Source organism: Streptomyces sp. CA-249302 (genome assembly GCF_050936785.1).
Lineage (GTDB): Bacteria > Actinomycetota > Actinomycetes > Streptomycetales > Streptomycetaceae > Streptomyces.
This window is the reverse complement of the sequence record NZ_JBNJMG010000001.1, coordinates 2,688,578-2,712,008: the sequence shown is the minus strand read 5'-3', so window position 1 is coordinate 2,712,008 and position 23,431 is coordinate 2,688,578. Positions and strand designations below refer to the sequence as shown.

At 72.2% G+C, this 23,431-nt stretch carries 26 protein-coding genes; 12 read left to right on the top strand and 14 right to left on the bottom strand.

Features of this window, described 5'->3' with window-relative positions; genetic code table 11:
- Positions 1-19: 19 nt before the first annotated feature.
- The 4 genes from ACQEWB_RS12250 to ACQEWB_RS12235 all read left to right on the top strand — a co-directional run bounded on the left by ACQEWB_RS12250 (position 20) and on the right by ACQEWB_RS12235 (position 2,489).
- Positions 20-238, top strand: a complete 219-nt coding sequence (locus ACQEWB_RS12250) for a hypothetical protein (RefSeq protein ID WP_432830035.1) — start codon at positions 20-22, stop codon at positions 236-238.
- Between the two features lie 18 nt (positions 239-256).
- A complete protein-coding gene (locus ACQEWB_RS12245; protein ID WP_432830033.1) occupies positions 257-1,441 on the top strand; it encodes a cytochrome P450 family protein in 1,185 nt (394 codons plus the stop codon).
- A gap of 65 nt (positions 1,442-1,506) precedes the next feature.
- The gene (locus tag ACQEWB_RS12240; protein WP_432830030.1) at positions 1,507-2,148 is read left to right on the top strand and encodes a DUF899 domain-containing protein; all 642 of its coding nucleotides are present in this window, start codon (positions 1,507-1,509) and stop codon (positions 2,146-2,148) included.
- A 158-nt stretch (positions 2,149-2,306) separates the two neighbouring features.
- Complete coding sequence (locus ACQEWB_RS12235; RefSeq protein ID WP_432843766.1) at positions 2,307-2,489, top strand: hypothetical protein; 183 nt, start codon at positions 2,307-2,309, stop codon at positions 2,487-2,489.
- 6 nt (positions 2,490-2,495) lie between these two features.
- Here the strand turns inward: ACQEWB_RS12235 and ACQEWB_RS12230 are convergent, their stop codons facing one another.
- The 3 genes from ACQEWB_RS12230 to ACQEWB_RS12220 all read right to left on the bottom strand — a co-directional run bounded on the left by ACQEWB_RS12230 (position 2,496) and on the right by ACQEWB_RS12220 (position 5,640).
- Positions 2,496-4,439 carry an ABC transporter ATP-binding protein gene (locus tag ACQEWB_RS12230; RefSeq protein ID WP_432830028.1) on the bottom strand — a complete coding sequence of 648 codons (1,944 nt, stop codon included), beginning with the start codon at positions 4,437-4,439 and terminating at the stop codon, positions 2,496-2,498.
- 140 nt (positions 4,440-4,579) lie between these two features.
- A complete protein-coding gene (locus ACQEWB_RS12225) occupies positions 4,580-5,020 on the bottom strand; it encodes a hypothetical protein (RefSeq protein ID WP_432830026.1) in 441 nt (146 codons plus the stop codon).
- Positions 5,011-5,640, bottom strand: coding sequence for an ATP-binding protein (locus ACQEWB_RS12220; RefSeq protein WP_432830024.1), 630 nt, complete (start codon positions 5,638-5,640; stop codon positions 5,011-5,013). The genes ACQEWB_RS12225 and ACQEWB_RS12220 overlap by 10 nt, the downstream gene beginning before the upstream one ends.
- A gap of 225 nt (positions 5,641-5,865) precedes the next feature.
- On the opposite strand from ACQEWB_RS12220, the gene ACQEWB_RS12215 reads away from it, so the two are divergent.
- Together ACQEWB_RS12215 and ACQEWB_RS12210 are read left to right on the top strand one after the other, a co-directional pair.
- Positions 5,866-6,726, top strand: coding sequence for a helix-turn-helix domain-containing protein (locus tag ACQEWB_RS12215; protein WP_432830022.1), 861 nt, complete (start codon positions 5,866-5,868; stop codon positions 6,724-6,726).
- The gene (locus ACQEWB_RS12210) at positions 6,727-6,981 is read left to right on the top strand and encodes a DUF397 domain-containing protein (RefSeq protein ID WP_242774776.1); all 255 of its coding nucleotides are present in this window, start codon (positions 6,727-6,729) and stop codon (positions 6,979-6,981) included.
- 118 nt (positions 6,982-7,099) lie between these two features.
- On the opposite strand, the gene ACQEWB_RS12205 is transcribed toward ACQEWB_RS12210, so the two are convergent.
- From ACQEWB_RS12205 to ACQEWB_RS12185, 5 genes are all read right to left on the bottom strand, one after another.
- A complete protein-coding gene (locus ACQEWB_RS12205; protein WP_432830019.1) occupies positions 7,100-7,804 on the bottom strand; it encodes a fused DSP-PTPase phosphatase/NAD kinase-like protein in 705 nt (234 codons plus the stop codon).
- Positions 7,805-7,933: 129 nt separating this feature from the next.
- Positions 7,934-8,878 carry a hypothetical protein gene (locus ACQEWB_RS12200; RefSeq protein ID WP_432830017.1) on the bottom strand — a complete coding sequence of 315 codons (945 nt, stop codon included), beginning with the start codon at positions 8,876-8,878 and terminating at the stop codon, positions 7,934-7,936.
- Complete coding sequence (locus ACQEWB_RS12195) at positions 8,875-9,138, bottom strand: PEP-utilizing enzyme (RefSeq protein WP_432830015.1); 264 nt, start codon at positions 9,136-9,138, stop codon at positions 8,875-8,877. The genes ACQEWB_RS12200 and ACQEWB_RS12195 overlap by 4 nt, the downstream gene beginning before the upstream one ends.
- Positions 9,075-11,237 (bottom strand): PEP/pyruvate-binding domain-containing protein, encoded by a 2,163-nt coding sequence (locus tag ACQEWB_RS12190; protein ID WP_432830013.1) that lies wholly within the window; start codon positions 11,235-11,237, stop codon positions 9,075-9,077. Before ACQEWB_RS12190 ends, ACQEWB_RS12195 begins: the two co-directional genes overlap by 64 nt.
- A 291-nt stretch (positions 11,238-11,528) precedes the next feature.
- Positions 11,529-13,070, bottom strand: a complete 1,542-nt coding sequence (locus tag ACQEWB_RS12185; protein ID WP_432830011.1) for a PLP-dependent aminotransferase family protein — start codon at positions 13,068-13,070, stop codon at positions 11,529-11,531.
- 47 nt (positions 13,071-13,117) lie between these two features.
- Between ACQEWB_RS12185 and ACQEWB_RS12180 the strand changes: the two genes are divergently transcribed.
- Positions 13,118-13,624, top strand: a complete 507-nt coding sequence (locus ACQEWB_RS12180) for a carboxymuconolactone decarboxylase family protein (RefSeq protein ID WP_432830009.1) — start codon at positions 13,118-13,120, stop codon at positions 13,622-13,624.
- Between the two features lie 16 nt (positions 13,625-13,640).
- Here ACQEWB_RS12180 and ACQEWB_RS12175 read toward each other — a convergent pair whose 3' ends face one another.
- From ACQEWB_RS12175 to ACQEWB_RS12165, 3 genes are all read right to left on the bottom strand, one after another.
- Positions 13,641-15,128 carry a glutamate synthase subunit beta gene (locus ACQEWB_RS12175; protein ID WP_432830007.1) on the bottom strand — a complete coding sequence of 496 codons (1,488 nt, stop codon included), beginning with the start codon at positions 15,126-15,128 and terminating at the stop codon, positions 13,641-13,643.
- A gap of 256 nt (positions 15,129-15,384) precedes the next feature.
- Positions 15,385-15,864: a DUF1772 domain-containing protein gene (locus ACQEWB_RS12170; RefSeq protein WP_432830005.1), complete on the bottom strand. Its 480-nt coding sequence runs from the start codon at positions 15,862-15,864 to the stop codon at positions 15,385-15,387.
- A gap of 248 nt (positions 15,865-16,112) precedes the next feature.
- Positions 16,113-16,814: a DUF2293 domain-containing protein gene (locus ACQEWB_RS12165; RefSeq protein WP_432830003.1), complete on the bottom strand. Its 702-nt coding sequence runs from the start codon at positions 16,812-16,814 to the stop codon at positions 16,113-16,115.
- A gap of 207 nt (positions 16,815-17,021) precedes the next feature.
- Between ACQEWB_RS12165 and ACQEWB_RS12160 the strand changes: the two genes are divergently transcribed.
- The 3 genes from ACQEWB_RS12160 to ACQEWB_RS12150 all read left to right on the top strand — a co-directional run bounded on the left by ACQEWB_RS12160 (position 17,022) and on the right by ACQEWB_RS12150 (position 18,719).
- Complete coding sequence (locus ACQEWB_RS12160) at positions 17,022-17,663, top strand: uridine kinase (protein WP_432830001.1); 642 nt, start codon at positions 17,022-17,024, stop codon at positions 17,661-17,663.
- A gap of 66 nt (positions 17,664-17,729) precedes the next feature.
- Complete coding sequence (locus ACQEWB_RS12155; RefSeq protein WP_432829999.1) at positions 17,730-18,143, top strand: PPOX class F420-dependent oxidoreductase; 414 nt, start codon at positions 17,730-17,732, stop codon at positions 18,141-18,143.
- Positions 18,144-18,290: 147 nt separating this feature from the next.
- A complete protein-coding gene (locus ACQEWB_RS12150) occupies positions 18,291-18,719 on the top strand; it encodes a CBS domain-containing protein (protein ID WP_432829997.1) in 429 nt (142 codons plus the stop codon).
- 18 nt (positions 18,720-18,737) lie between these two features.
- Here ACQEWB_RS12150 and ACQEWB_RS12145 read toward each other — a convergent pair whose 3' ends face one another.
- Complete coding sequence (locus ACQEWB_RS12145) at positions 18,738-19,865, bottom strand: magnesium and cobalt transport protein CorA (RefSeq protein ID WP_432829995.1); 1,128 nt, start codon at positions 19,863-19,865, stop codon at positions 18,738-18,740.
- Positions 19,866-20,107: 242 nt separating this feature from the next.
- On the opposite strand from ACQEWB_RS12145, the gene ACQEWB_RS12140 reads away from it, so the two are divergent.
- A complete protein-coding gene (locus tag ACQEWB_RS12140) occupies positions 20,108-20,902 on the top strand; it encodes a class I SAM-dependent methyltransferase (protein WP_432829993.1) in 795 nt (264 codons plus the stop codon).
- A gap of 76 nt (positions 20,903-20,978) precedes the next feature.
- Here ACQEWB_RS12140 and ACQEWB_RS12135 read toward each other — a convergent pair whose 3' ends face one another.
- The gene (locus ACQEWB_RS12135) at positions 20,979-21,869 is read right to left on the bottom strand and encodes a carbohydrate kinase family protein (protein ID WP_432843764.1); all 891 of its coding nucleotides are present in this window, start codon (positions 21,867-21,869) and stop codon (positions 20,979-20,981) included.
- 110 nt (positions 21,870-21,979) lie between these two features.
- A complete protein-coding gene (locus ACQEWB_RS12130) occupies positions 21,980-22,888 on the bottom strand; it encodes a pseudouridine-5'-phosphate glycosidase (RefSeq protein WP_432829991.1) in 909 nt (302 codons plus the stop codon).
- 99 nt (positions 22,889-22,987) lie between these two features.
- Here ACQEWB_RS12130 and ACQEWB_RS12125 point away from each other — a divergent pair, with 99 nt between their 5' ends.
- The gene (locus ACQEWB_RS12125; RefSeq protein ID WP_432829989.1) at positions 22,988-23,416 is read left to right on the top strand and encodes a VOC family protein; all 429 of its coding nucleotides are present in this window, start codon (positions 22,988-22,990) and stop codon (positions 23,414-23,416) included.
- Positions 23,417-23,431 lie beyond the last annotated feature (15 nt).

Genomic DNA, 23,431 nt, shown 5'->3' with positions numbered 1-23,431 from the left:
TTCACGCTACACAGGAAAGGTGGAGCTGACCATCAATGTCGCGGTGCTGCTCGCTGTCATCATCTTCGTGCGCATACGCCATCGCAAAGTGCAGGCCCGCAGCCGGAACGACCAGTGGCTGACCGTCTTCCTCGCGCTGGCCTTCGGCGTGCTCATCGCGCCCACCGCCTTCGGGCAGGGCGTGTTCGGTTTCGTCGGTCAACTCGCCCAAGGCGTAACGCAGTCGGCGAGTCCGTGATCTTCTAGGGTGAGGTCCATGGATCCCGCCGACGGCCTCCTCGACCACCCTTACGACGTGTACCGGCGCCTGCGCGAGACCGCGCCCGTGCACCGCATCGCCGGGCCGGACGGCACTCCCGCCTGGCTCGTCACGCGGTACGACGACGTCCGGGCGGCGCTCGCCGATCCGCGGCTCTCCCTCGACAAGCGGCATGCCACGGCAGGCACTTACAAGGGCTTCTCCCTGCCGCCGGCGCTGGACGCCAACCTGCTGAACATGGACCCGCCGGACCACACCCGCATCCGCCGACTGGTCGGCCGGGCCTTCACCCCGCGCAGGATCCAGCAGCTGCGCGAACCGATCGGCCGTACCGCCGGCCAACTCCTCGACGCCCTCGGCCCGCACGGCACCGCCGACCTGATCGCCTCCTACGCCGCGCCCCTCCCCATCACCGTCATCTGCGACCTGCTCGGCATCCCCGCCGAGCACCGCATGGACTTCCGCGTCTGGACCGACACCCTCGTCGCCCCGGACCCGGCGGCGCCGCCCGGGGCCGCCAAGGAGGCGGTCGTGGCGATGCTCGGGTATCTGACCCGGCTGCTCGCGGACAAGCGCCGGCAGCCCGCCGACGACCTGCTGTCCGACCTGATCGCGGTGCGCGACGAGGGCGACCGGCTCAGCGAGGACGAGCTGATGTCCCTGGCCTTCCTCATCCTCTTCGCCGGGTACGAGAACACCGTCCAGCTGATCGGCAACGCGGTGCTCGCCCTGCTCCAGCACCCGGAGCAGCTCGCCGCCCTGCGCGCGGACCCGGCCCGACTCCCGGCCGCGGTCGAGGAGTTCGCCCGCTACGAAGGCCCCGCCCTGTTCGCCATCCGGCGCTTCCCGGTCGAGGACGTGACCATCGGTGGGGTCACCATCCCGGCCGGCGAGACGGTCTGGGTGTCCCCGTCCGCCGCCAACCGCGACCCCTCCCGCTTCCCCGACCCCGACCGCCTCGACCTCGCCCGCGACGCCTCCGGCCACCTCTCCCTCGGCCACGGCATCCACTACTGCCTGGGCGCGCCCCTCGCCCGCGCCGAGACCGAGATCGCGGTGGCCGCCCTCCTGGAGCGTTACGACGAACTCGCGCTCGCGGACGGGGACCTCCGGTGGCGCCGCTCGCTGCGCGCCCGCGGCCTGGTCGAGCTCCAGGTGTCGTACGCCCGAAAAAAAACCTGAAGCGGCGATGAGTTCCGTCCCGCGCGGCAGTCACACCAGGAACGGACCGCTGCACAGGAGGAGCCATGTCGCTTCCGGAGATCGTCTCGCGAGAACAATGGCGGGCGGCGCGCGCGGAGTTGCTCGCCAAGGAGAAGGCGGCCACCCGCGCGCGTGACGCGCTCAACGCCGAGCGGCGGGGGCTGCCCATGGTCGAGATGGACCAGGAGTACGTCTTCGAGGGCGGCGACGGGAAGGCCACGCTGCGCGAGTTGTTCGAGGGGCGGGCCCAACTGGTCGTCTACCACTTCATGTTCGCGCCCGAGTGGGACGCGGGCTGCCGCAGTTGCTCGGCCTTCCTCGACCAGATCGGCCACCTGGCGCACCTGAAGGCACGCGGCACGACCTTCGCGGCCGTGTCCCGGGCGCCGTATACGAAGATCCTGCCGTTCAAGGCGCGGATGGGGTGGACGGTGCCCTGGTACTCCTCGTACAACAGCGACTTCAACCGTGATTTCGGGGTCACCTTCGAACTCGACGAGGAACTCGCCGAGCGGCCCGGCGTCAGCTGCTTCCTGCGGGACGGGGAGCGGGTCTTCCATACGTATTCGACGTACGAACGCGGGCTTGACGGGCTGGGATCCACGACGAGCCTCCTCGATCTGACCGCGCTCGGGGCGCCCGCGGGCAGTGTGCGCATTCGTTATCACGACGAGTACGAGGACTGATGCGGAAAGTGATCGAGATCGTCGTAATGTGACCGGACCCTCACGGTCCGCGTTGAACGAGTGTCAACTACGTCTCAGTACCGCAACTCGGCGAGGCTTTCGACCCCCGGAAGGCGTTAACTCCTACAAGCACAACGCATTCTGGAGGTAGCGAGATGGTGAACGGGCGAACCGTGCTCGAGCGCTTTCCCGCAGGTGGGCCGCGAGGCTCGTGGCCGGCGGAGGAGTTCGCGCACGCACGACGGCTGGAAGGGCTGCCCGCCGAGGTCGTCATGGACATCGCGACGGACACGTTCCTGGTGATCGTCCGCAGCGACACGACCGTGAGCGCGGTGGCCTGAGGTACGTCAGCCCGCCTTCGGGGCGGGCACCGGCGCCGTGAACTGTTCGGCCTGGAGCGAGTACAGCTCCGCGTAGATGCCGCCGCTGGCCAGCAGCTCGTCCGGGGTGCCGGTCTCCGCGAGCCGGCCCTGGTCGAGGACGTGGACGAGGTCCGCGTGGCGCACCGACGCCAGCCGGTGGGTGATCAGGATGACGGTCTGGCCGGTCGAGGCCAGGGCCCGGATCTTCTCGAAGACCTCCAGCTCGGCCCGCGCGTCCAGCGCCGCCGTCGGCTCGTCCACCACCAGGATCCGGCCGCGCCGGTAGGCCGCCCGCGCGATGCCGAGCCGCTGCCACTGACCGCCGGACAGCTCGTGCCCGCCGCTGAAGTTGCGGGCCAGCAGCGTGTCCAGGCCGCGCGGCAGATCGGCCACCACGTCCCCGGCCCCCGCCTCGGCCAGCGAGGTGTCCATCCGCTCCTCGGTGAGCGGCGCCGAGGAGCGGCCGATGGCCACGTTGACCCGGGCCGTGAACGGCCAGCGCTTGAAGTCCTGGGCCACCATCGCGACCCGCTCGGCCAGTTGGTGCCGGTCCGCGCCCGCCGCGTCGACGCCGTCCCACAGGATCCGGCCCGCGTCCGGCTTGTAGAGGCCGGCCAGCAGCTTGACCAGGGTCGTCTTGCCGGAGCCGTTCTCGCCGACCAGCGCCACGATCCGGCCGAGCGGGATGGTCAGGGTGACGTCGTCGAGGGCGGGGCGGGCCGACTCGCCCGGGTAGCGGAAGGTGACGTTCTCGAAGCGGATCTCCCGCGGGTCCTTTGGCAGGGGCTCGCCGCCGACCGGGATCGCTCGTTCGGCCGCCTCGACGTAAAGCTTCTGGAGATCGCCGACGAAGAGGGCCTCCTCGTGCAGCGAGTTCACCGAGAGGACCAGGTTGTCGAGGCTCGACGACCCGGTCCGGATCGCGATGACCGCGGTGCCCGCCACCGACAGGGCCATCGCCCCGGTGAGCAGCAGCGCGCCGAGCGTCGCGTACGTCGCCACGGTCGCCAGGCCCGTCCAGGCCGCCGCGATCAGCCCGGTGCGCGCCGCGAGCCGGGCCAGCCGCGCCTGCTCGGTCTCCGCCGTCTCCGCCATGGCCCGGAAGTGCAGCAGCAGGAAGGGGCCGATGCCGTGCACCCGGATCTCCGGCGCCGCCGCGGGCTCGGTGAGCAGACCGCTGATCAGCTGGCCGGCCCGCGCGTGCTGCACCCAGGTGTGCCAGGACTCGTACCGCCGCCGCGCGTTCGTCAGCGCGCTCCAGGCGCTCGGCAGCGTCATCGTCACCAGCAGCGGAAGCAGTGCCGGGTGCAGCACGGTCAGCACGCCCGCGGCCGCGATCAGCGAGATCACCGCGTTCACCGCACGCGTGGCGTAGGAGATCATCCGCCGCGCCGACCCGGCCCCGTACTGCGCGGTGTCCAGCAGCTTGTGGAAGGCATGATCCTCGATCGCGGCCAGCTCCACGGCCGCCGCCCGCTGCAGATACAGCTCGGTCGCCACCCGCTCCACCTTGGGCTCCAACCGCCCGGTCGCATAGGTGGACGCGGCCCGCAGCAGGGCCCCCAACAGGGTTACGGCGGCCAGGGCGGCCAGCACCGGTACGGCGCCGCGCAGCCGGTCCGCGATCGCGCCGCCGCTGATCAGCCGCCCCAGCACGCTGTTCATGGCGAGCAGGATCACCGCCTGCACCCCGCCCCGGCCCACCTCGGCCGCCAGCACGATCCGGGCCGCCGTCCGGTCGGCCTGCCAGGCCAGCCGGAAGCTCGACGCCAGCAGGGCCGGCAGCCGGGTCACCATGGCCCGGAAACTCAGCTCCAGGAACGCGTTGTTGTGCTGGTTCCAGCCCATGTCGTAGCGCAGGGGACCGCCGAAGAGCAGTTGCTCGGACTCGGAGACCTCAGGTTCGTCCTCGCCACGCTTCTTTCCCACCCTCGGCCTCCCCCGACGCACCTCGCCGAACGGCCACTATCGCGGGGCCGCGTCCGCCGGGGCAGGGCGCGGGAGGGAGAAGGGCGAGCGCGCGGGCGTACGCCCCGATGTCGACGGATGTTTACGCAACCACGGACGGGTTACGCGATCACCGGCCGGGACCAGGTGGGCGTCGTCCCCATCACCCGGCACAGCGCGAGGTACAGCGGGATCGGCGGGGTGTACGGGAGGGTGCCGTCCGGCTTGTGGATCAGGCCGGGGACCGCCGGGGCGTCCGGAACAACCGCCCCGGCGGCGTAATGGGCGGGCGCCGGCCACTCCAGGGCGTAGTCCGAGTCGGACGGGACGAGCCACCACCAGTGCGCCTCATCGGCGTAGACGCACCCCACTCGTGGCAGCCGGGGCAGTACCAGTGGGCCGAAACGGGCCGGTACCGCCACCGCGTCGCACCCCAGGGGCGCCGTCATCCCGTCCGGCACGGGCAGCCGCCGGGGTGTGCCCGACGCGCTCAGCCCCCGCCTGAGGCGGACCAGCGTGTCCAGGCTCAGCGCCCGGCCACCGGACACGGCCCTCAGCCCCATGTGAACCCCGTCCCCGTCCCGTGGTGCGCACCCGGCTCGTCCTCGTCCCCCGAACCACCGGCCGGCTCCGGCTTGGGGCGGGCTCCCCACCCCAGGTCGTTACAGGGCCCGCAGTCGTGCCGGGGCTCGTCGGCCTTGCGCGGGAGCTCCGCCCAGACCAGTAGTCCCGGACCGTGCTCGTGCGCACCCCAGGCGTGGCACAGCGCGTCGATGAGAAGCAATCCCCTCCCGTGCTCCTCCTCGGGACGCGCCCGCAACGGGTGGGGTGCACCCGGCGCACAACCCTCGTCACGCACGGCTATGCGCACCAGGTCCTCGCCGTCGTGCAGCTCGCAGACTATGAGGCTGCTCGCCGTGTGCACGAGGGCGTTGGTGACCAGCTCCGTGATGACCAGAGCCGCCGTGTCGCAGGTGTCCGCGCACACCGACCAGCCGTCCAACCGGGCCCTGAGCAGGCGTCTCGCCTGCGCCGGGGACCCCGGATGGGCGGCCAGCTCGAAGCGGAACCGGCGCTCGGCGGGCACCCCGTCGGGGCCTGCCGCCGGGGCCGCCGCAGGGCCGAGGCGGCGGCCCGTGGCGGCGTCTGTTCCTAAGGGCGCGGACGGAATCACGCTTGCCACTATCGCCCCGCCGTGAACACTTGGCAAGTGTCACTCTGAAAATTGCAGAGTGCGGTGTGACTCTCTGGAAGGCCGTGGCACACTGCTCGCAACAGCACGTCGAGCGGCGCCAGTTGAGATCAGCGCAGATCCGTACAAAAAGGTACAGATCTTCGAATGGGTCTTCGAATGGCGCCGTATGGCTGTCAGCATGCATTTGAGGCCAACGATCAGTGGAGGTGGAGCGTGAGCGAACCGCGGTCCGCGCCGACCGTCGGCCAGGTGGTCCTCGGCCGACGGCTGCTGGACCTGCGGGAACGCGCCGGCCTCAAGCGCGAGGAGGCCGCCCGCGTCCTCCGCGTCGCCCCGGCCACGGTCCGCCGCATGGAGATGGCCGAGGTCGCCCTCAAGATCCCGTACCTCCAGCTGCTGCTGAAGTCCTACGGCGTCTCGGACGACGAGGCCGAGACCTTCGTGCAGCTCGCCGAGGAGGCCAACCGCCCCGGCTGGTGGCAGCGCTTCCACGACATCCTGCCCGGCTGGTTCTCCATGTACGTCAGCCTGGAGGGCGCGGCCTCCCTCATCCGCTCCTACGACCCGCACTTCGTCCCCGGCCTGCTCCAGACCGAGGACTACGCGCGTGGGGTCCTGCTGTCGGGCGCGATCGGCCAGACCCGGCCCGAGGACATCGAGCGCCATGTCGCCCTGCGCATACAACGCCAGGAACTGCTCACCCGTCCCGGTGCGCCCCGCTTCTGGGCCGTCATGGACGAGACCGCGTTGCGCCGCCACGTCGGCGGTCCGGAGGTGATGCGTGCCCAGATCGACAGGCTGCTCGAAGCCGCGAAGCTGCCCAACGTGACGTTGCAGGTCGCACCGTTCCTGAACGGGCCGCACCCCGGCACGTACGGGCCCTTCGTGCTGTTCCGATTCGCCATGCCGGAGCTTCCGGACATGGTCTACAGCGAGTACCTGACCGGCGCCGTCTATCTGGACGCGCGTGCCGAGGTGGCGACCCACCTCGAGGTCATGGACCGCATGGCGGCGCAGGCCGCTACGGCACATCGCACGAAGGAGATCCTCCGGGATCTCCGCAAGGAGCTGTGAATGGATCGCATCAAGCCGCGCAAAGGCGTCTACAACGGCATGCCCGCGCGGGAGTTGGGCAGTGAGGGCTGGCACAAGCCCTGGAGTGGTGGGAACGGCGGCAACTGCCTGGAGGCGATGAAGCTGGCCGACGGCCGGATCGCCGTCCGCCAGTCCACCGACCCGGACGGCCCGGCGCTGATCTACACCACCGACGAGATGACCGCGTTCATAGAAGGCGCCAAGGCGGGGGAGGCCGACTTCCTGCTGTCGTGACGCCACTTGGTCCCGACGCGCACTCAACTCCCCTTTCTCGATTGTGAACTGATGAACTGATGGTTAATCGATCAATGGTTGGGACCGGCACCGGCGACACCCCTGCGGGGCGGTACGTCTAGAGCCAGGACCACATGCGTCGGGGTGCGTCCACCAGGCGGCTGACCGCGACCACCGGAAGCGGTGGTTGCGCCACCCGCCCCGGACCGAGGCTCAGCCCGTAGTAGATCTGCTCGATCGACGGCGGTCCGACGGCGAGATTGCGTCGGACCGCCGTCGCGGACGACTGCTCCCCGGTCTGCACGAGATAGGCCGCGGCCATCGTCCCGGTCCGCCCGACCCCGGCCCCGCAGTGCACGAACACCGGCCCGGGCGCGGCGGCGACCACGTCCAGGAACCTCCGCACCTGCTCCGGCCTCGGCGTCTGCCCGTCCCGGATGGGCAGTCTTACGGCATCCATCCCCGCCTTGCCCGGCTCGGCGAGCTGGGCCGCGGTGAGGTCCTCGGCACGCAGGTCGACGACGGTGGTGAAGCCGAGCCGGGCCAGCTCGCGGTAACCGGCCGGGGAGGGGGCGGCACCGCGCCACAACCGCCCCTCGGTGTCCACGGGTTGGAAGTGATGGACGCCCTGCACGGTACGGGTCCCGGCGGGCGGCGGTGTCCCCTCCCGCGCCCAGTACGACAGCCCGAGCACACCCAGCGACCCGACGGCCCACAGCGCGAGATACCCGACGACGATCACCACGACGCCCCGCAACGCACGGCGCGGCAACGGGCCCTTCGGCAGGGCAGGTCGGGGCGGGCGAGCGAGGGCGACAGCCATGGGCGACCCGGGGGGCTCGGGGACGGGGGCGCGCATCGCATCGTAACCCGGGGGGCGGACTGGGGGGTTGGGGCCGTCACTTCCGGCCCGGTCGCTGCCGCTCGCGAGCCGGTCGTCCTCGCCGTCCGTTCAGTCGTCGTCCGCATCCGCGTCCCCGATGCCGACCACCGTGAGGTGGGCGCGGTCGAGGGTGGTGTCCTCCAGGCAGCCGCGCAGTCGCATCCGGTCGTGTTCGGTGAGCGCGGGCCGTACGACGCCGGCGAACACGCCGTCGCCCAGGTCGCCGAGGGCCGCGTGGCTGAGCGGCACGGAGGTGGAGTCCCGGCACCGCTCCCAGACCTGTTCGGCGGCGAGTTGACGCCGTTGCGCGGTCATTCCGGAACCGCGCATGTCGACCTGGACCAGCACCGAGGTCGCCTCGTTGTCGTTCTCGTGCTCCTCCCGGGTCTGGGTGAGGTCGGCGAGCCCGACGACCAGCGCGGTCAGCAGGGCCGCGCCGACGACGGCGACGACGGCGACCCGTGCGGTACGGCCCTTGGGGCGCGGGCCCAGCGGGGGCAGGTCCTCCAGGTCGGCGCCGGCATCGCGATCCGCGTTCGCGCCGGTGGGCTCGGGCGGCGCGGCGAGCACGGCCAGCCGTCCGGCGAGCCGCCGCTCGGCGGGCCCGGCGGTCGCCGACGCGATGCGCTGCACGACCCAGGCGATCCCGGACAGCAGCACGCCGGTGACCATGAGGACGGGCACGAAGACGTACGTACGCTCGCCGGTCTCCTCCAGCCAACGGAACCGTCGGCCGTCGTCCCGCCCACCCTCCGGTGCCACCCGCAGCCGGGCCAGCACGTCCTCCTGACGCACCGCCAACTCCCGCTGCCGGCCGTCGCTCTCCCGTAGCCGCTCCTCAATCCGGCCCAGCCGCCCCAGCGTCACGATGCCGAGCAGCATGACCTCGACGACGAGCAGCAGGATCCCGCAGAGGATGGCCCGCTGCCACTGCCACCGGTACAGGTAGATGACGAGGTAGACACCGGCGCCGGCCGCGGCAAGCCCACCGAAGAGGTAGGCGACGCGCCTCACCGCTGCTCCTCGGTGGGTACGTCCACGTCGTCATCGGCGGGCGTCTCCGCGCGTACGTCGCCCGTACCCCCGTCCATCGCCACGCGCGTGCCCGGCGGGAAACGTCGTACCGCGTCCGTCGCCCCGACCACCGCCGGCAGGCCGAACTCCCGGGCCAGCACGGCGAGATGGGACAGCGGGCTGCCGGTCTGGGCGATCAGGCCGGTGAGTTCGGGCAGGAGCGGGGCGAGGGCGGGGTCGAGGGTGCGTACGACAAGCACGGGGTCCGACGGCCGGGTCCCGTTCCCGTCCCACACCGTCCCGACAACGCGCCCACCGGACACGCCCCGACCACCACCGGCGTCCCCGTGCCGCTCGGCGACCACCTTCCCGTCCGCGAGCCGGAACGCGTCCGGCAACGGCGCGGACTCACCCTGCGGCACACGAGCATGAAGATCCCCGGGGAGCGGAACCCCGTCCTCCAGTACGGCGCCCAACTCCCGCCAACGCAACAGCCCGACGCGCTCGGGGCTGATCCCCAGCCGCCCCGCACCCTCCCGAACGAGCCGCACCTGAAGCTCCTGCACCCAACGGACCCAAAGCCGGAGGGCTTCACGCGGGGGGAGGGCGGGGGAGCGGTGGCGGGTGTGCGATAGGTCTGCCCCGGCCACGACGAACACCGAGCCTGGCACCGAGCCTGGCACCGAAGTCGGCCCGCCACTGCCGACGGCAGCTGTCCGGCCCGTCCCGACGGCCGATCCCTCACGCCGGTAGCCTCTGACCGCCGCAGTCCAGCTCGGCCCGACGGCGGCTTCCTCGCGCCCGGGCCTGTCGCCGCCCGCCGCAGTCCAGCCCGGCCCGACAGCCGCCCCCTCCTGCCCGGCGCCACCGCCACGAGTCGCCCTCGACACCGCCTGCCGCCCCACGTCACTCCCGTCAGCCGCCACCACCCCCGCGGCAACCTCCCCCGCCCCCGCAGACTCGGTGCCGTAAGTGCCAACACCACCGGAGCCTCGGCCACCGTCCGCTCGTCCGGCACCCCCCGTGCCCGTGCCTGTGCCAGCGCGCTCAGGGCCGCGCCCGCCGCCGTGCGGCTCTTCGGCGGGTCCTGGAGCAGCGCGCCCGCCAGCGCCTCCTGGGCGTGCAGGGAGACCAGTACCGTCCGTGTCCAGCGGAGCTCGGCCGTCAGGTCGGCGGCGCCCAGTTCGGCCGGTGCCGGGACGCCGGCGAGGTGGTGGTCGACGTCGGCGACGAGGTCCGTGGCGAGGCCGGGCAGCGCCGCCGTCAGGCGTCCCACCCGCCAGGCCGCGCCGAGCCGCCGCGCACCCGGCGCCGGGTTCAGCAGCGCCGTCCACCGGTGCCTCGGCGCCGCGGCCCCCAGCAGCCGCAGGTCCGCCGCGGCCCGCCCGCCGACCGTCGTCACCACCGGCACCCTCCGCAGCAGCCGCCGCGGCGCACTGCCCCCGATGTCCAGCGCGGCGGCGAGCCCGCGGGCCATCGGCGTCACCCACAAGTCCTCTTCCAGGGGCAGGAGTTGCTCGGGCAGCGTCTCAGCAACCGGCCCCGGCCCCAGCAGCCGCGCCCCACGCGCGGGCCGCGCCGCCATCGCCGTGATCGGCCGGCTCTGGAACAGCCACAGCCGCCCGCCCCCGTCGAACCCGAACTCGATGTCCTGCGGCCCCCCGAACACCCGCCGGGCCCGCCGCGCGAGCCGCGCCAGCCGGAACAGTTCGCGACGGGTGAGCAGCGCCTCCGCATCCGCCGGCTCGGTGCGCAGCAACCGACCCGACCGGCTCAACCAGTAGTTGATTCCCGCCTGTTCACCGCTGACCAGACTCTCCGGCCCACCCCGCACCGCACTCACCAGCATCCGGTCGGCCCGCCCCTCCACGGGATCCGCCCCGAACATCACCCCGCCGGCCCGAGCCACCAGCATCGGCTGCACCAGCACCGCCATCGGCACGGTCACCCCGTCGGGCCGCAGCGCCGAGTCGCGCACCGCCCGTACCGCCGAGCGGAACCCCCGCCACCCCCGCACATCCAGCACGGACGCGAACTGCCCCGCCAGCGACGACTCCTGGGTGTCCTCCTGCGGCGACGAGGACCGTACGACGAGGGACAGCACACCGCCCTCGGACAACTCGTCCCAGGCCCGCCGCAGGGCGGTCGTGTCGTCGTCCGCGCCGTCGGGGATCACGAATCCGGGAAGCACCGGCAGTCCGGCCCGGGCGGCCCGGGCGAGGTTCGCCGCCTTGGAACCGGCGCGGCGGGGGAGTGCGGCGGTGGGCGCGTCCAACGGGACGGCGGCCGGGCCGTACGCCCCCGCCGGGCCCCGCGCTTCGATACGGCCGTCTCCCTGACGTTCGTCGAGCGTCGTCATCAACAACACCCTCCAGGACCGACCGCCAACAGGGGGGACGCGCGGGGGTGGCCCAGCGCCTGACGGCGGAACGAAGGATGGGGCGGCCTCGGCCCACCCGGTAGGGGTACGGCCATGACACGCCTCCTGCGCCCATGGTCCCACCGGCGTTGTGCCACAGGTCGGTCGGACGTCACTTTCCGGTTCACCACGGGTCGATTTCGTGAGCCGGGAGGAGACCGCCGACATCGTCTCGTCCGGCGGTAGTACGCGGGCCATCCTCCGCAGGTGCGAGAGCCGACCTCCCGCGACTCACGCAGCGCCCGGCGCCCCCGCCGGCAGCACCCCGCACAGCGCCTCCAGTGCCGCCCCGTACGCATGCTCCGAGGGCGTCGCGTACCCCACCACCAGACCGTCGGCGGCCTCCATCTCCGTTGCCGGGTGCCGGAATTCGGCCAGCCCGTCGAGCGCGACCCCGTTCCAGGCCGCGGCCTTGACGGCGGACCGCTCCGTGCCGGGCGGCAGCCGCAGCACCGCGTGCAGGCCCGCCGCGACACCGGTCACCTCGATGTGCGGCGCGTGCTCGGCGAGCGTCGCCACGAGGCGGTCGCGCCGACGCCGGTACCGCTGCCGCATCCGCCGCACATGACGGTCGTACGCCCCACTGTCGATGAAGTCGGCGAGGCTCAGTTGGTCGAGGACGCTCGCCCACGCCTCCCGCTCGCCCTTGGCCGCGAGCACCCCGTCGACGTATCGCTCCGGAAGCACCAGCCAGCCCAGCCGCACCGCCGGTGACAGGCTCTTGCTGACCGAGCCGAGCAGGATCACCCGCTCGGGGTCGAGCCCCTGGACGGCGCCGACGGGCTTGCGGTCGTAACGGAACTCCCCGTCGTAGTCGTCCTCCAGCACCACCCCGCCACGCGCGCGTGCCCAGTCGATCACGGCGGCCCGCCGCTCCGGGTGCAGTGGCCCGCCCGTCGGGAACTGGTGCGCGGGCGTGAGCAATACGGCCCTCTCCCGCCCCAACCGGTCGACGAGCGCGCCGTGTTCGTCCAGCGGCAGCGGTACGGTCCGCGCGCCCGCGCCGGCGAGCAACTCCCGGTGGAAGGGCAGCCCGTACGCCTCCACGGCCAGCGGCCCGCGCAGCACCCCGCCCCCGAACAGCAGCCGCAGCCCGTGCGCGAACCCGGAACACACCACGATCCGCCCCGGCTCCGTCCGCACCCCACGCGTGCGCGCCAGATACTCCGCCAACGCCTCCCGCAACTCCACCCGCCCAGCGGGATCCCCCGGCCCGAACACCTCATTCGCCGCCCCCAGTACGGCCCGCCGATACGACGCGACCCAGTCCCCACGCGGGAACGCCGACGCGTCCGGTGTGCCCTGCCGGAGGTCGTGGAGCGGACGGCGGGGGACAGACGCCGCGCGCGGAGCACGCGCGCGTGGCGGCGCCGCGGACTCACGCGCGCGTGGAGACCGGCTTTCCGCACGATCGCGCGACTCCGAGCCCGCCTCACGCTCACGCGCGCGTGCCTGATTTCTTACGGCCCCCCGCTCGCCGCGCCGCAGCGGCTCGGCCCGTTCCGCGACCCGTGTCCCGGAGCCCTGCCGAGCCGTCAGCCAGCCTTCCGCGACGAGCTCCGCGTAGGCGTCGGCCACGGTGTTGCGGGCGACGCCGAGGTCCGCGGCGAGCGAACGGTACGGCGGCAGCCGGGTGCCGGGAGCGAGCCGCCCACCACGCACGGCCTCCCGCAACGCCGCGGCGACAGCAGCCCGCCGCCCGCCGGTCGCGGCCACCTCCAGATGCAGGTCGGCCCCGATCCGCTCGGCGGAATTGACCCACGATTTCGCCATGAAAGTGCACCCTACAGTGGGTCTTTCGGCCCCGTAGTTTGAATCACATGACGACGACCAGCACGCAGACGGCGACCAGCACCACTCACCCGACCGGCACCGCCCCCCGCCTCGACTTCGCGAAGTCCGCCCCGAAGGTCTTCCGCGCTCTCATCGGCTTCGACGCCGCCGCGCGCGAGGGCCTCGACCCCACCCTCGTCGAACTGATCCAGATCCGCGCCTCGCACCTCAACCGCTGCGCGTACTGCCTGCAAATGCACACGAGCGACGCCCGCAAGGCCGGCGAGCCCGAGGACCGGCTGCACATGGTGGCCGTCTGGCGCGAGGCCCGCCACTTCTTCACCGAGCGGGAGCAGGCCGCGCTCGCCCTCACGGAGGCGGTGACCCTGGTGGCAGACGGCGGCGTCCCCGACGAGGTCTACGCGCAGGCCGCGGCCGAGTTCGACGAGCAGGAATTGGCCCATGTGCTCGCCCTCATCCTCACGATCAACACCTGGAACCGGGTGGCGCTCTCGACGGCCAAGGTGGCGGGCACGGACGAGCGGCGCCGCTAGAGCGAGCCGGCGGTTTCTACACCGTCATCGGGCGGTCGTACGGCCCGATGGGCGCCGGGAGTTGCGAACTTCCCGTCAGATAGCGGTCGACGGCCGCCGCCACCGCCCGCCCCTCGGCTATCGCCCACACGATCAGCGACTGCCCCCGCGCCGCGTCCCCGGCGGCGAACACGCCGGGCACGTTCGTCGCGAACCCGGCGTCCCGGGTGATCGTCCCGCGGGGCTCCATCGCCAGCCCCAACTGGTCGACGAGCCCGTCCTCCCGGTCGGGCCCGGAGAAGCCGAGCGCGAGCAGCACGAGGTCGGCGGGGAGCGTCCGCCCGGTGTCCGGCAGCGGGCGCCGGCCGGCATCCACTTCCACCAGGTGCAGCGACCGCACATGCCCGCTCCCGTCGCCGGTGAAGCGGAGCGTGGACGCCGCGAACAGCCGCGCGTCCGCGTCCGCCGCAGGCGCCGTCTCCAACTCCCCGGCCTCCTCGTGCGCGGCCGACAGCCGGTAGATCTTCGGATACGTCGGCCAGGGCTCCGCGTCCTCGTCACGATCGGCGCCGGGCTGGGCGTAGATGTCCAACTGCGTGACGGAGGCGGCCCCTTCCCGCACCGCCGTCCCCAGACAGTCCGCCCCCGTGTCCCCGCCCCCGACGATCACGACATGCTTCCCGGCGGCGGACATCGGTGATCTCTCCAGGTCCCCCGCACACACCCGGTTGGCCAGCGGCAGATACTCCATCGCCTGCTGTATCCCGGCCAACTCCCGCCCAGGTACGGGAAGTTCACGCCAGGCCGTCGCCCCGGTCGCGATCACCACCGCGTCGTACCGCGCCCGCAGCTCCGCCGCCCCCACGTCCCGCCCGACCACGGTCGACGTACGGAACTTCGTCCCCTCGCCCCGCATCTGGTCGATCCGACGCTCAAGATGGCGCTTCTCCATCTTGAACTCGGGGATCCCGTACCGCATCAACCCGCCGAGCCGGTCGTCCTTCTCGTACACGGCGACCGTGTGCCCGGCCCGCGTCAGCTGCTGCGCCGCGGCCAGCCCCGTCGGCCCCGACCCGATCACCGCGACCGTCCGCCCGGACAGCCGGTCCGGCGCCTGCGGCGGCGCGAACCCCAGCTCCCACGCCTTGTCCGCGACGGCCACCTCGACGTTCTTGATGGTGACGGCCGGCTGGTTGATGGCGAGCACACACCCCGCCTCGCACGGCGCCGGACACAACCGCCCGGTGAACTCGGGGAAGTTGTTCGTGGCGTGCAGCCGGTCCGCCGCCGCCCGCCAGTCGTCCCGGCTCACCAGGTCGTTCCACTCGGGGATCAGGTTCCCGAGCGGACAGGCGTCGTGACAGAACGGGACGCCGCAGTCCATGCAGCGGTCGGCCTGCTTGTTGATGATGGGCAGCAGCGCCCCGGGGACGTACACCTCGTCCCAGTCCCGGACCCGCTCCCCGACCGGCCGGCGTGGCCAGTCCTGGCGCGGCGTGGTCATGAATCCCTTGGGATCGGCCATGGCGGTCTTCCTCGCGTCCGCGAACGACAGGCCGTGCGTCCGCGTACGACAGGCCATGCGTCATCGGGCGCATCGGGTGGCACTCTTTCGGCCACGATACGACGTGTCGGCCACGGGCGCAGAGTGGACGGACAGCGCTTTCCGCCCACGCTTCTCAGACTTCCCCCAGTCACCGCCGGGAACTTCTCAGCGTCTGCTCAGCACCGGCCCAGCGCACTCATCCCGTTAGCTCACCCAGTGGACTCCCCGGCGCCCTTCAGGTCAGCGCCAGCACATACGCCACCGCCGAACCGGCCGAGGCCACCATCCGCACGTGGTTCCACATCGTCCACTCGCGTACGTACGCCGGCCAGTAGGCGGCCGCCTCCGGGGTGCCGGGGTCCAGCTTGAGCAGCGTGTCGTTGCGCGGCACGTTCGCGACCATGGTCACGCCGAAGGACCCGAACAGATACAGCGCGCTGCCCACCAGCAGCTCCACCCTCCCGTCGTCCGGCCACAGCACGAAGGTCACCACACCGATCACCGCGCACAGCACGGCCGACCCCACGAACACGAGCATGAACGCCGGCATCACCGCCGTCACATTTATCGCGTTCATGGCGGCGACCCCCTGCGCGGGCGGCAACGCGGCCAGCCCCCGCATCACGAAGGTAGAAAACCCACAGAAAACCCCGGCCACCAGCCCGGTCCCGAGCACACCCAGCACGGTCAGCCAGAAGTACGGTCCATCGATCACGACAACGTCAACTCCCCGTATAGAGCCGAGATCCTCCCCGGCACCCCCCATCACCACAAGTCAAATCCCGTCCGCCCGGGAGGACCATGGCCGACCCGCGCAACCCCATACGCAAACGTCCACCCGCCCGTCCCCAACCCCTTCCTCCTGCCGGCCTCTCCAGTCCGCCGCAACCGCGCGCGCAACCACCGCGGCGCGTCCCGGCGGTGCCGTACCTCCACGAGCGCCCCTCCGTCTCCGCGCCGCCCTCAGCCCACCCCCGCCTCCGTCCCCTCGGTCCGCCACCCCCGTAGCACGTTCTCCACCCCCGCCCTGATCCGCCGCCGAGCCTCGTGCCGCGGCACCCCGCTCATCAGCAACTGGTCGTACGGCGTCTCCACATGCCGCACCGACGCCACCACCGCCGACACCACCGCCCCCTCCGACAACGCCCGCCCCGCCGCACTCCGCCCCACCCGCCCGCTGCCCCGCACCGACGCGTGCCCGGCGATCTCCCGCGCCCGCCCGTCCGGGCACCCGGGAAACAGCCGCAGGATCTCCGCCGCGAACGCCTCCGCGAACCGCACGTCCTCCACCGCCCGCCGCCGCGCGTCCCGCACCCGGCGCCGCTGCCGCGCCTCCGCGTCCGCCAGGCACCGCTCCTCGGCCCGGATCAACCCCGCCTCCTCGACCAGCACGCCCTGCCGCTCGTACCGCCCCTTGCGCCGGTTGAACCGCACTACCACCGCCGACAGCGCACTCTCCTCCCGCGACCGCCGAGTGAGCGCCGTGTCACCGCGCGCCAGGAACACCAGATGCCCGAGATCCGCGCAGTCCAGACACCGCGGCGCCCCCTCCTCCAGCACCAGCATCGACAACGGCCCCGCAAGACACTCCCCGCAGTGCCGCCGCTTGAGCGGCTGGATGACGAGAAGTCCGGTACGGGACGAAGGAGTTGCAAGACGCGCCATATGTGATTCCTTCCCCGGGCCACGCCCCGACCTACTCCGATCCGGTCACACCCCCGCCACCGATCACCGATCCCGGTCACCGATCCTGGATCACCGACATCCGAGTGCGGTGCGGTGCGGCGTAGGCGTCTCGATCTGTCCGTATCTCCGGCATCTCCGGCGGAAACGGCCCGGGACCGTCCAACACCGGCCGCCCCCTGACGCATCATGGGCGCTGTGCGACTCGAAGCGATCACCTGGGACCGGCTCGGCGACCTCCTCGCCGAGCGCCTGCTCGACCTGAAACCGGCCGACGGCAGCCCCTGGCCCCGCATCGCCTTCGACGGCGCCCCGGCGGCCCGCCCCGGAGACTTCGCCGAACGCGTCGCCGAAGCCCTGCGCATACACGGCCGCCCTTCGCTCACCATCGGCACGGAGGGCTTCCTGCGCCCCGCTTCCCTCCGCCTCGAGTACGGCCACCAGGACGTGGACGCCTACTACGACGGCTGGTTCGACACCCGGGCCCTGTGGCGCGAGGTCTTCGGCCCCCTCGAGCCCGGCGGCGACGGACGCGTCCTGCCCGACCTGTGGGACCCGGCCGCCGACCGCGCCACCCGCAGCCCCTACGTCCAACTCCCGCCCGGCGGCTTCCTGTTGCTGCACGGCCCCCTCCTGCTGCGCCACTGGTTCCCGTTCGACCTGACCGTCCACGTCCTCCTCTCACCCGGCGCCCTGCGCCGCCGCACCCCCGAGCCCGACCACTGGACGCTCCCCGCCTACGAGCGCTACGCCTCCGAGACCGACCCGGCCGGCACCGCCGACGTACTGGTGCGCGCCGACGACCCGCGTCACCCGGCGTGGAGCGGCTGACCCGGATCCCCCGGCTGATCCGGCAAACCACTTTTCAATGCAAGTGCATCTAATTATGCTGTCGTCATGACGATCTCCTCCGCGCCTTCCGTATCCTTCGGCGACCCCGTCCGCACCCTCCTCGACGGCAAGAACTTCGCCAGCGTCGCCACCCTCGGCCCCGACGGCTCCCCACAGAACTCGGTGGTCTGGATCAAACGCGAGGGCGACACCGTCCTCTTCTCCTCCACCGACGGACGCCAGAAGGTGCGCAACCTCCGCCGCGACCCCCGCATCAGCCTCACGGTCTTCGACCTCGCCAACCCCTACACCTCGGTCGAGATCCGCGGCACCGCCGAGATCCTCCCCGACGAGGGCAAGAAGCTCCCGCACGAGCTCTCGCACAAGTACCTCGGCATCGACCCGCCGGCCGAGAAGGACGACGAGGTCCGCGTGATCATCCGCGTCGTGCCGCGGAAGGTCGTGGGCTTCTCTGCCTGAGTGCCTGTGTCCGGCTCGCCCTCCCGCGGCGCCTGTTACCGCGGAGTTCCGCGTGCATCCGCCCTGCCGCGCGGCGAGAATGTAGGGCGCCGGGACTAGCGGAGCGTCCCCGCGCCGCGCCGGCCGTCCGGCACCGGGAGGTACTCCATGACCACCGCCTCAGACATCATGCACCGTGGCGCCCAGTGGATCCCCGCCCACGAGACCCTGGACCGTGCGGCCCAGCTGATGCGTGAGCTGAACGTCGGAGCCCTGCCCATCAGCGACCAGAACGAGCGGCTCTGCGGCATCCTCACCGACCGCGACATAGTCGTCGGCTGCGTGGCCATGGGACACGACCCGGCCAAGGTCACCGCCGGTGAGATGGCCCAGGGCACCCCGCGCTGGATCGAGGCGGACGCCGACGTCGACGACGTGCTCCGGGAGATGCAGGACCACCAGATCCGCCGGCTCCCCGTCATCGAGAACAAGCGGCTGGTCGGCATGATCAGCGAGGCCGACCTGGCCCGGCATCTGACGGAGGACCAGATCGCCGACTTCGCCCACAGCGTGTACGCCAGGAGCACGAAGTCCTGACCCGGCCGACCGCGCCCGTCACAGCCAGCCGTTGCGCCGGAATCCCCGGTACAGCACCAGGCAGGCCACGGATATCACGCCGATGACCAGGGGGTACCCGAACCTCCAGTGCAGCTCCGGCATGTGATCGAAGTTCATGCCGTACACACCGCAGACCATCGTCGGTACGGCGATCACCGCGGCCCAGGCCGTGATCTTCCGCATGTCCTCGTTCTGCGCGACGGTGACCTGCGCGAGGTGGGCCTGAAGGATCGAGTTGAGCAGTTCGTCGAACGAGGCGATCTGCTCCTTCGCCCGCATGAGGTGGTCGAGGACGTCCCTGAAGTAGGCCTGTATCTCGGGATCGACCACCCGGCTCGGCCTGGTGGCCAGGTCGTCCAACGGGCCGGCCAGCGGCGCCACGGCCCGCTTCAGCTCCAGGAGTTCGCGCTTCATCTGGTAGATCCGGCCGGGGTCGGCCCGCGCGCCGTTCGCCGCGAACACGTCCATCTCCACCTGGTCGATGTCCGCCTGGACCTGGTCGGTGACGTGCAGATAGTCGTCCACCACGTGGTCCGCGATGGCGTGCAGCACCGCGGCCGGCCCCTTCGCGAGCTGCCGGGAGTCGGACTCCAGCCCCTCGCGCAGCGGGCCCAGCGAGCCGTGCATCCCGTGTCGGACGGTGATCACGAATTCCTCGCCGACGAACACCATGATCTCGCCGGTGTTCACCACTTCACTGGTCGCCGTCAGCTGCTCGTGCTCGACGTAGCAGACCGTCTTGAACACGGCGAACAGCGTGTCGCCGTACCGCTCCAGCTTCGGGCGCTGATGGGCCTCGACCGCGTCCTCGACCGCCAGCGGGTGCAGGTCGAAGAGCTCGGCGATGCCGGCGAACTCCTGGTCCGTCGGCTCGTGCAGGCCGAGCCACACGAACCCGTCCCGGGTCTTGCGCACCTTCTCCACGGTGTCGACCAGGTCGCTGCCGCCGGGTACCCGCACGCCCTCCCGGTAGGTCACGCAGTTGACCACCGAGGAGCCCAGCGGGGACCTGGCCGGGTGGCTCAGGTCGACGCGGGGGCGCCGCCGGGCCAGCCGGGCCACCTTGCGAAGGCCTCCGACCCTGCCGAGGCTCGTGACCTTCCGCAGATTCCCTGCCATGGACATCTGGATCTCCTTGCGTGGATCTCCTCGGGCTCGCCGCGGGATCCGGCGGATGTGCCGGGTCCCGCGCTCTGGCGAGCCAGTTTGCCAGGTCTGCGTAAGCGGCAGGTGAGGCTGTGGGAACAGGAGGTTCCGCTTTGTTCCCGCCTGTGGACGAAGGGGTCCGCCCAGGCGGGCGCCGGACATCTCGCCGTAGCGCCGCGTCGACCACTCCCGGCAAGCCGGGCAACTGGGATGATCGCGGCATGACGCGATCCGACGGGTATCTCCTCGACAACCGGCAGTCCGAGGCGGGCGAGCGCTTCGACGCCTTCGCCACTCTCTTCGATCCCACGACCTTCCGGCACCTCGAAGGATTCGGCATCGGCCCCGGCTGGCGCTGCTGGGAGGTCGGAGCGGGCGGTACGTCGGTGGTGTCCTGGCTGGCCAAGAAGGTCGGCCCGACCGGAAAGGTCGTCGCCACCGACATCGACACCACGCGGCTCGCGGCCGCCGCCCGGCCGCCGGTGGACGTGCGGGTCCACGACGTGGCCACCGAGGAGCCGCCGGGGGAGGGCTTCGACCTCGTGCACGCGCGGCTGGTCCTCGTTCATGTCCCCGACCGCGAACGGGCGCTGCGGTCCATGATCAAGGCCCTGCGCCCCGGCGGCCGCCTCCTGCTGGAGGACGCCGACCCGGCCCTCCAGCCACTGGCCTGCCCCGACGAACACGGCCCGGAACAACGCCTCGCCAACCGCCTCCGCCAGGGCTTCCGCCAGCTCCTCGCCGACCGAGGCGCGGACCTCTCCTACGGCCGCCGACTCCCGCGCCTCCTCCGCGAACACGGCCTGCGCCGGGTGGAGGCGGACGCGTACTTCCCCCTCACCTCCGACTCCTGCGCCGCCCTCGAATCCGCCACGATCCGCCAGATCCGCCCCCAACTCCTCGAGGCGGCCATCGCCACGAACGAGGACATCGACCGGCACCTGGCGAACGTGGAGGCCGGGGGGATGGATCTGGCTACGGCGCCGATGATCTCGGCTTGGGGGAGGAAGGCGTAGAACGGCGGGGGAGCGGGGCGGGCGCTGGGCGCCGGAGTGGCCTGCGGCAGCGGGCGCTGCACTTCGCCCCCTCTCCTCAGCGCCGCCCCGGCGGCCGCCCCCCGACCCGCTGCACGGCCATCGCCCCCGCCCGGCAGCCCTCCCGTGCCGCCTCCTCCGGATCCGCGCCGGCGAGCAGGGTCGCCAGGAACGCGCCCGTGAAGGCGTCGCCCGCTCCCGTGGTGTCCGTGGGGGTCGCCGGTGCGGCCGGCACGCGCGCGTGCACTGCGCCACCGCGGGCCACCAGCGCTCCCTGCGCGCCCTGCTTCGTGACCACCAGCGGGACATGCCGGCTCAGTTTCGCCGCCGCGTCCGCCGCGTCGGGCAACCCCGTGAGCAGGCATGCCTCGTCCCGGCTGGGAAGCAGGAGGTCCACGCCTTCGACGAGCCCCAGGAACCGGTCGACGCCCAGCTCCACCAGGAAACCGGCCGACGCGGGATCCAGACTCACCGGCACACCACGCGCGCGTGCCGACTCCAGCGCCACCGCCACGAGCGCCCGGCTCGACTCGGAGAACAGCAGATAGCCGGACAGATGCAGCCGGGCCACACCGTCCAGCAGCGTCTCCGACCAGTCCCCGGGATCCAGCCGCAACGACGCCCCGCTGTCGGTCACAAGCGTCCGCTCGGCCGAGTCCTCGGTGTCGACGAGACAGATCACGGTCCCGGTCGGCGCCTCCGGGTCGACGACGAGCCGCGGCCGCACCCCGCACCTGGCCAACTCCCGCTCGTGCCAGTCAGCCGCGTCCACCCCCACCCGCCCGAGCAGCCGAACATCGGGACACCCCCAATGAGCCGCCCAGCAGGCCACATTGGCCCCCGCCCCACCCGGCACGGTCCGAATGCCGGCAGTCGTGTCGGTCCCCGCGGCAAGCGCCCCCCGATGCCGGGCGACGACATCCGTGATCACGTCCCCGACGACCAGCAGCGTTCCGTCCCGCGCACCGGGAGAGCCCGCCGCCCCGCCGGTGCGCGAGGCGTCGCCCGCCGAGCCCGCTCTCCGACGCTCGCCGCCTGCCACTCCATCCACCCCCGCGATCACGCCCCCGCCCAGGCCGCCGCGATCTTCGCGGCCAGCCGTACGTTGCCCCGTACCGCCGCCAGGTTCGCCGCCAGCGAGGCTCCGTCGGTGTGCCGTACCAGGTAGTCCAGCAGGAACGGGGTGACCGCCTGCCCGGTGACGCCCTCCGCCTCACACGCGTGCAGCGCGTCGGCGAGTACGCGCGCGTGCAGCTCGGGATCCAGCTGCTCGGCCTCCGGCACGGGGTTGGCGACGATCAGCGACGACGCCGGCCCGTCGAGCGCGTCCTGCGCCCGCATCACGTCGGCCACCTGCCCGGGGCTCTCCAGCGTCCAGTCCACCGGGTACCCCGAGTCCGACAGGTAGAAGCCGGGGAAGCGGTCCGTGCCGTACCCGGCCACGGCGACTCCCAGCGTCTCCAGCCGTTGCAGAGTCGCCGGCACGTCCAGGATCGACTTCACGCCCGCGCACACCACGGTGATCCGCGTCCGCGCCAGCAGCCCCAGGTCGGCCGACTCGTCCTGGGTCACCGTCCACTCCCGGTGCACCCCGCCGAGCCCACCCGTGGCGAACACCCGCACACCCGCGAGCGCCGCCAGCAGCGCCGTCGCCGACACCGTGGTCGCCCCGCTGGCCCCCGACGCCACCGCGAGCGGCAGGTCGCGGTGGCCCAGCTTGCGGATCCCGTCCTCGTTGGCGACCCGCTCCAACTGCTCCTTGTCCAGCCCGACATGGGGCCGCCCGTCCAGCACCGCGATCGTCGCGGGAACGGCGCCCTCCCGCCGTACGACGTCCTCCAGTTCCAGCGCCACCTGCAGATTGCGCGGGCGCGGCAGCCCGTGCGCGATGATCGTGGACTCCAGGGCCACCACGGGTCGACGCGCGTCGATCGCCTCGCGTACTTCTTCGGACACCACCAGCACCACGCGCCTGCCTCCTGTCGTTCGTTCTTCCCTCATCTCTGGCGGGCACCGTGCCCGGTCAAACACTTGCGGCCTGTGGCGGCCGACACCAGCCTGAGGAACATGACGGACAACACGACACGTCTCGACCACGTCGTCCTGTGGGTGCACGACCCGGTGACCTCGGCCGACTTCTACGAGAAGGTCATCGGGCTGCGGCCCGTCCGGGTCGACGAGTTCACCTCGGGAGAGGCCCCGTTCCCCTCCGTACGGCTCAACGACGAGACCATCCTCGACCTCATGCCCCACTCCATGGCGGAGCGCATGAAGATGCTCCCCGGCGCCGCCGACAGCGCCGGCCACCCCGTCAACCACGTCTGCCTGGCCCTGCCCGGCGACGCCTTCGACACCCTCCACAGCCGCCTGCGGGAACGCACCGTCCCCGTCTCCGAGTTCTCCTACGACTCCTTCGGCGCCCGCGGCAAGGCCACCCGCAGCTTCTACTTCCGCGACCCGGACGGGAACGTCTTCGAGGCCCGGCACTACGACTAGCAGGGCGCAGGGGGC

Excerpts from the sequence above, each read along its gene's own strand:
- ACQEWB_RS12245 (WP_432830033.1), top strand. The coding sequence starts at position 257 with ATGGATCCCGCCGACGGCCTCCTCGACCACCCTTACGACGTGTACCGG.
- ACQEWB_RS12240 (WP_432830030.1), top strand. The coding sequence starts at position 1,507 with ATGTCGCTTCCGGAGATCGTCTCGCGAGAACAATGGCGGGCGGCGCGC.
- ACQEWB_RS12225 (WP_432830026.1), bottom strand. The coding sequence starts at position 5,020 with ATGGGGCTGAGGGCCGTGTCCGGTGGCCGGGCGCTGAGCCTGGACACG.
- ACQEWB_RS12210 (WP_242774776.1), top strand. The coding sequence starts at position 6,727 with ATGGATCGCATCAAGCCGCGCAAAGGCGTCTACAACGGCATGCCCGCG.
- ACQEWB_RS12205 (WP_432830019.1), bottom strand. The coding sequence starts at position 7,804 with ATGGCTGTCGCCCTCGCTCGCCCGCCCCGACCTGCCCTGCCGAAGGGC.
- ACQEWB_RS12190 (WP_432830013.1), bottom strand. The coding sequence starts at position 11,237 with ATGACGACGCTCGACGAACGTCAGGGAGACGGCCGTATCGAAGCGCGG.
- ACQEWB_RS12185 (WP_432830011.1), bottom strand. The coding sequence starts at position 13,070 with ATGGCGAAATCGTGGGTCAATTCCGCCGAGCGGATCGGGGCCGACCTG.
- ACQEWB_RS12180 (WP_432830009.1), top strand. The coding sequence starts at position 13,118 with ATGACGACGACCAGCACGCAGACGGCGACCAGCACCACTCACCCGACC.
- ACQEWB_RS12175 (WP_432830007.1), bottom strand. The coding sequence starts at position 15,128 with ATGGCCGATCCCAAGGGATTCATGACCACGCCGCGCCAGGACTGGCCA.
- ACQEWB_RS12165 (WP_432830003.1), bottom strand. The coding sequence starts at position 16,814 with ATGGCGCGTCTTGCAACTCCTTCGTCCCGTACCGGACTTCTCGTCATC.
- ACQEWB_RS12160 (WP_432830001.1), top strand. The coding sequence starts at position 17,022 with ATGGGCGCTGTGCGACTCGAAGCGATCACCTGGGACCGGCTCGGCGAC.
- ACQEWB_RS12155 (WP_432829999.1), top strand. The coding sequence starts at position 17,730 with ATGACGATCTCCTCCGCGCCTTCCGTATCCTTCGGCGACCCCGTCCGC.
- ACQEWB_RS12150 (WP_432829997.1), top strand. The coding sequence starts at position 18,291 with ATGACCACCGCCTCAGACATCATGCACCGTGGCGCCCAGTGGATCCCC.
- ACQEWB_RS12145 (WP_432829995.1), bottom strand. The coding sequence starts at position 19,865 with ATGTCCATGGCAGGGAATCTGCGGAAGGTCACGAGCCTCGGCAGGGTC.
- ACQEWB_RS12140 (WP_432829993.1), top strand. The coding sequence starts at position 20,108 with ATGACGCGATCCGACGGGTATCTCCTCGACAACCGGCAGTCCGAGGCG.
- ACQEWB_RS12125 (WP_432829989.1), top strand. The coding sequence starts at position 22,988 with ATGACGGACAACACGACACGTCTCGACCACGTCGTCCTGTGGGTGCAC.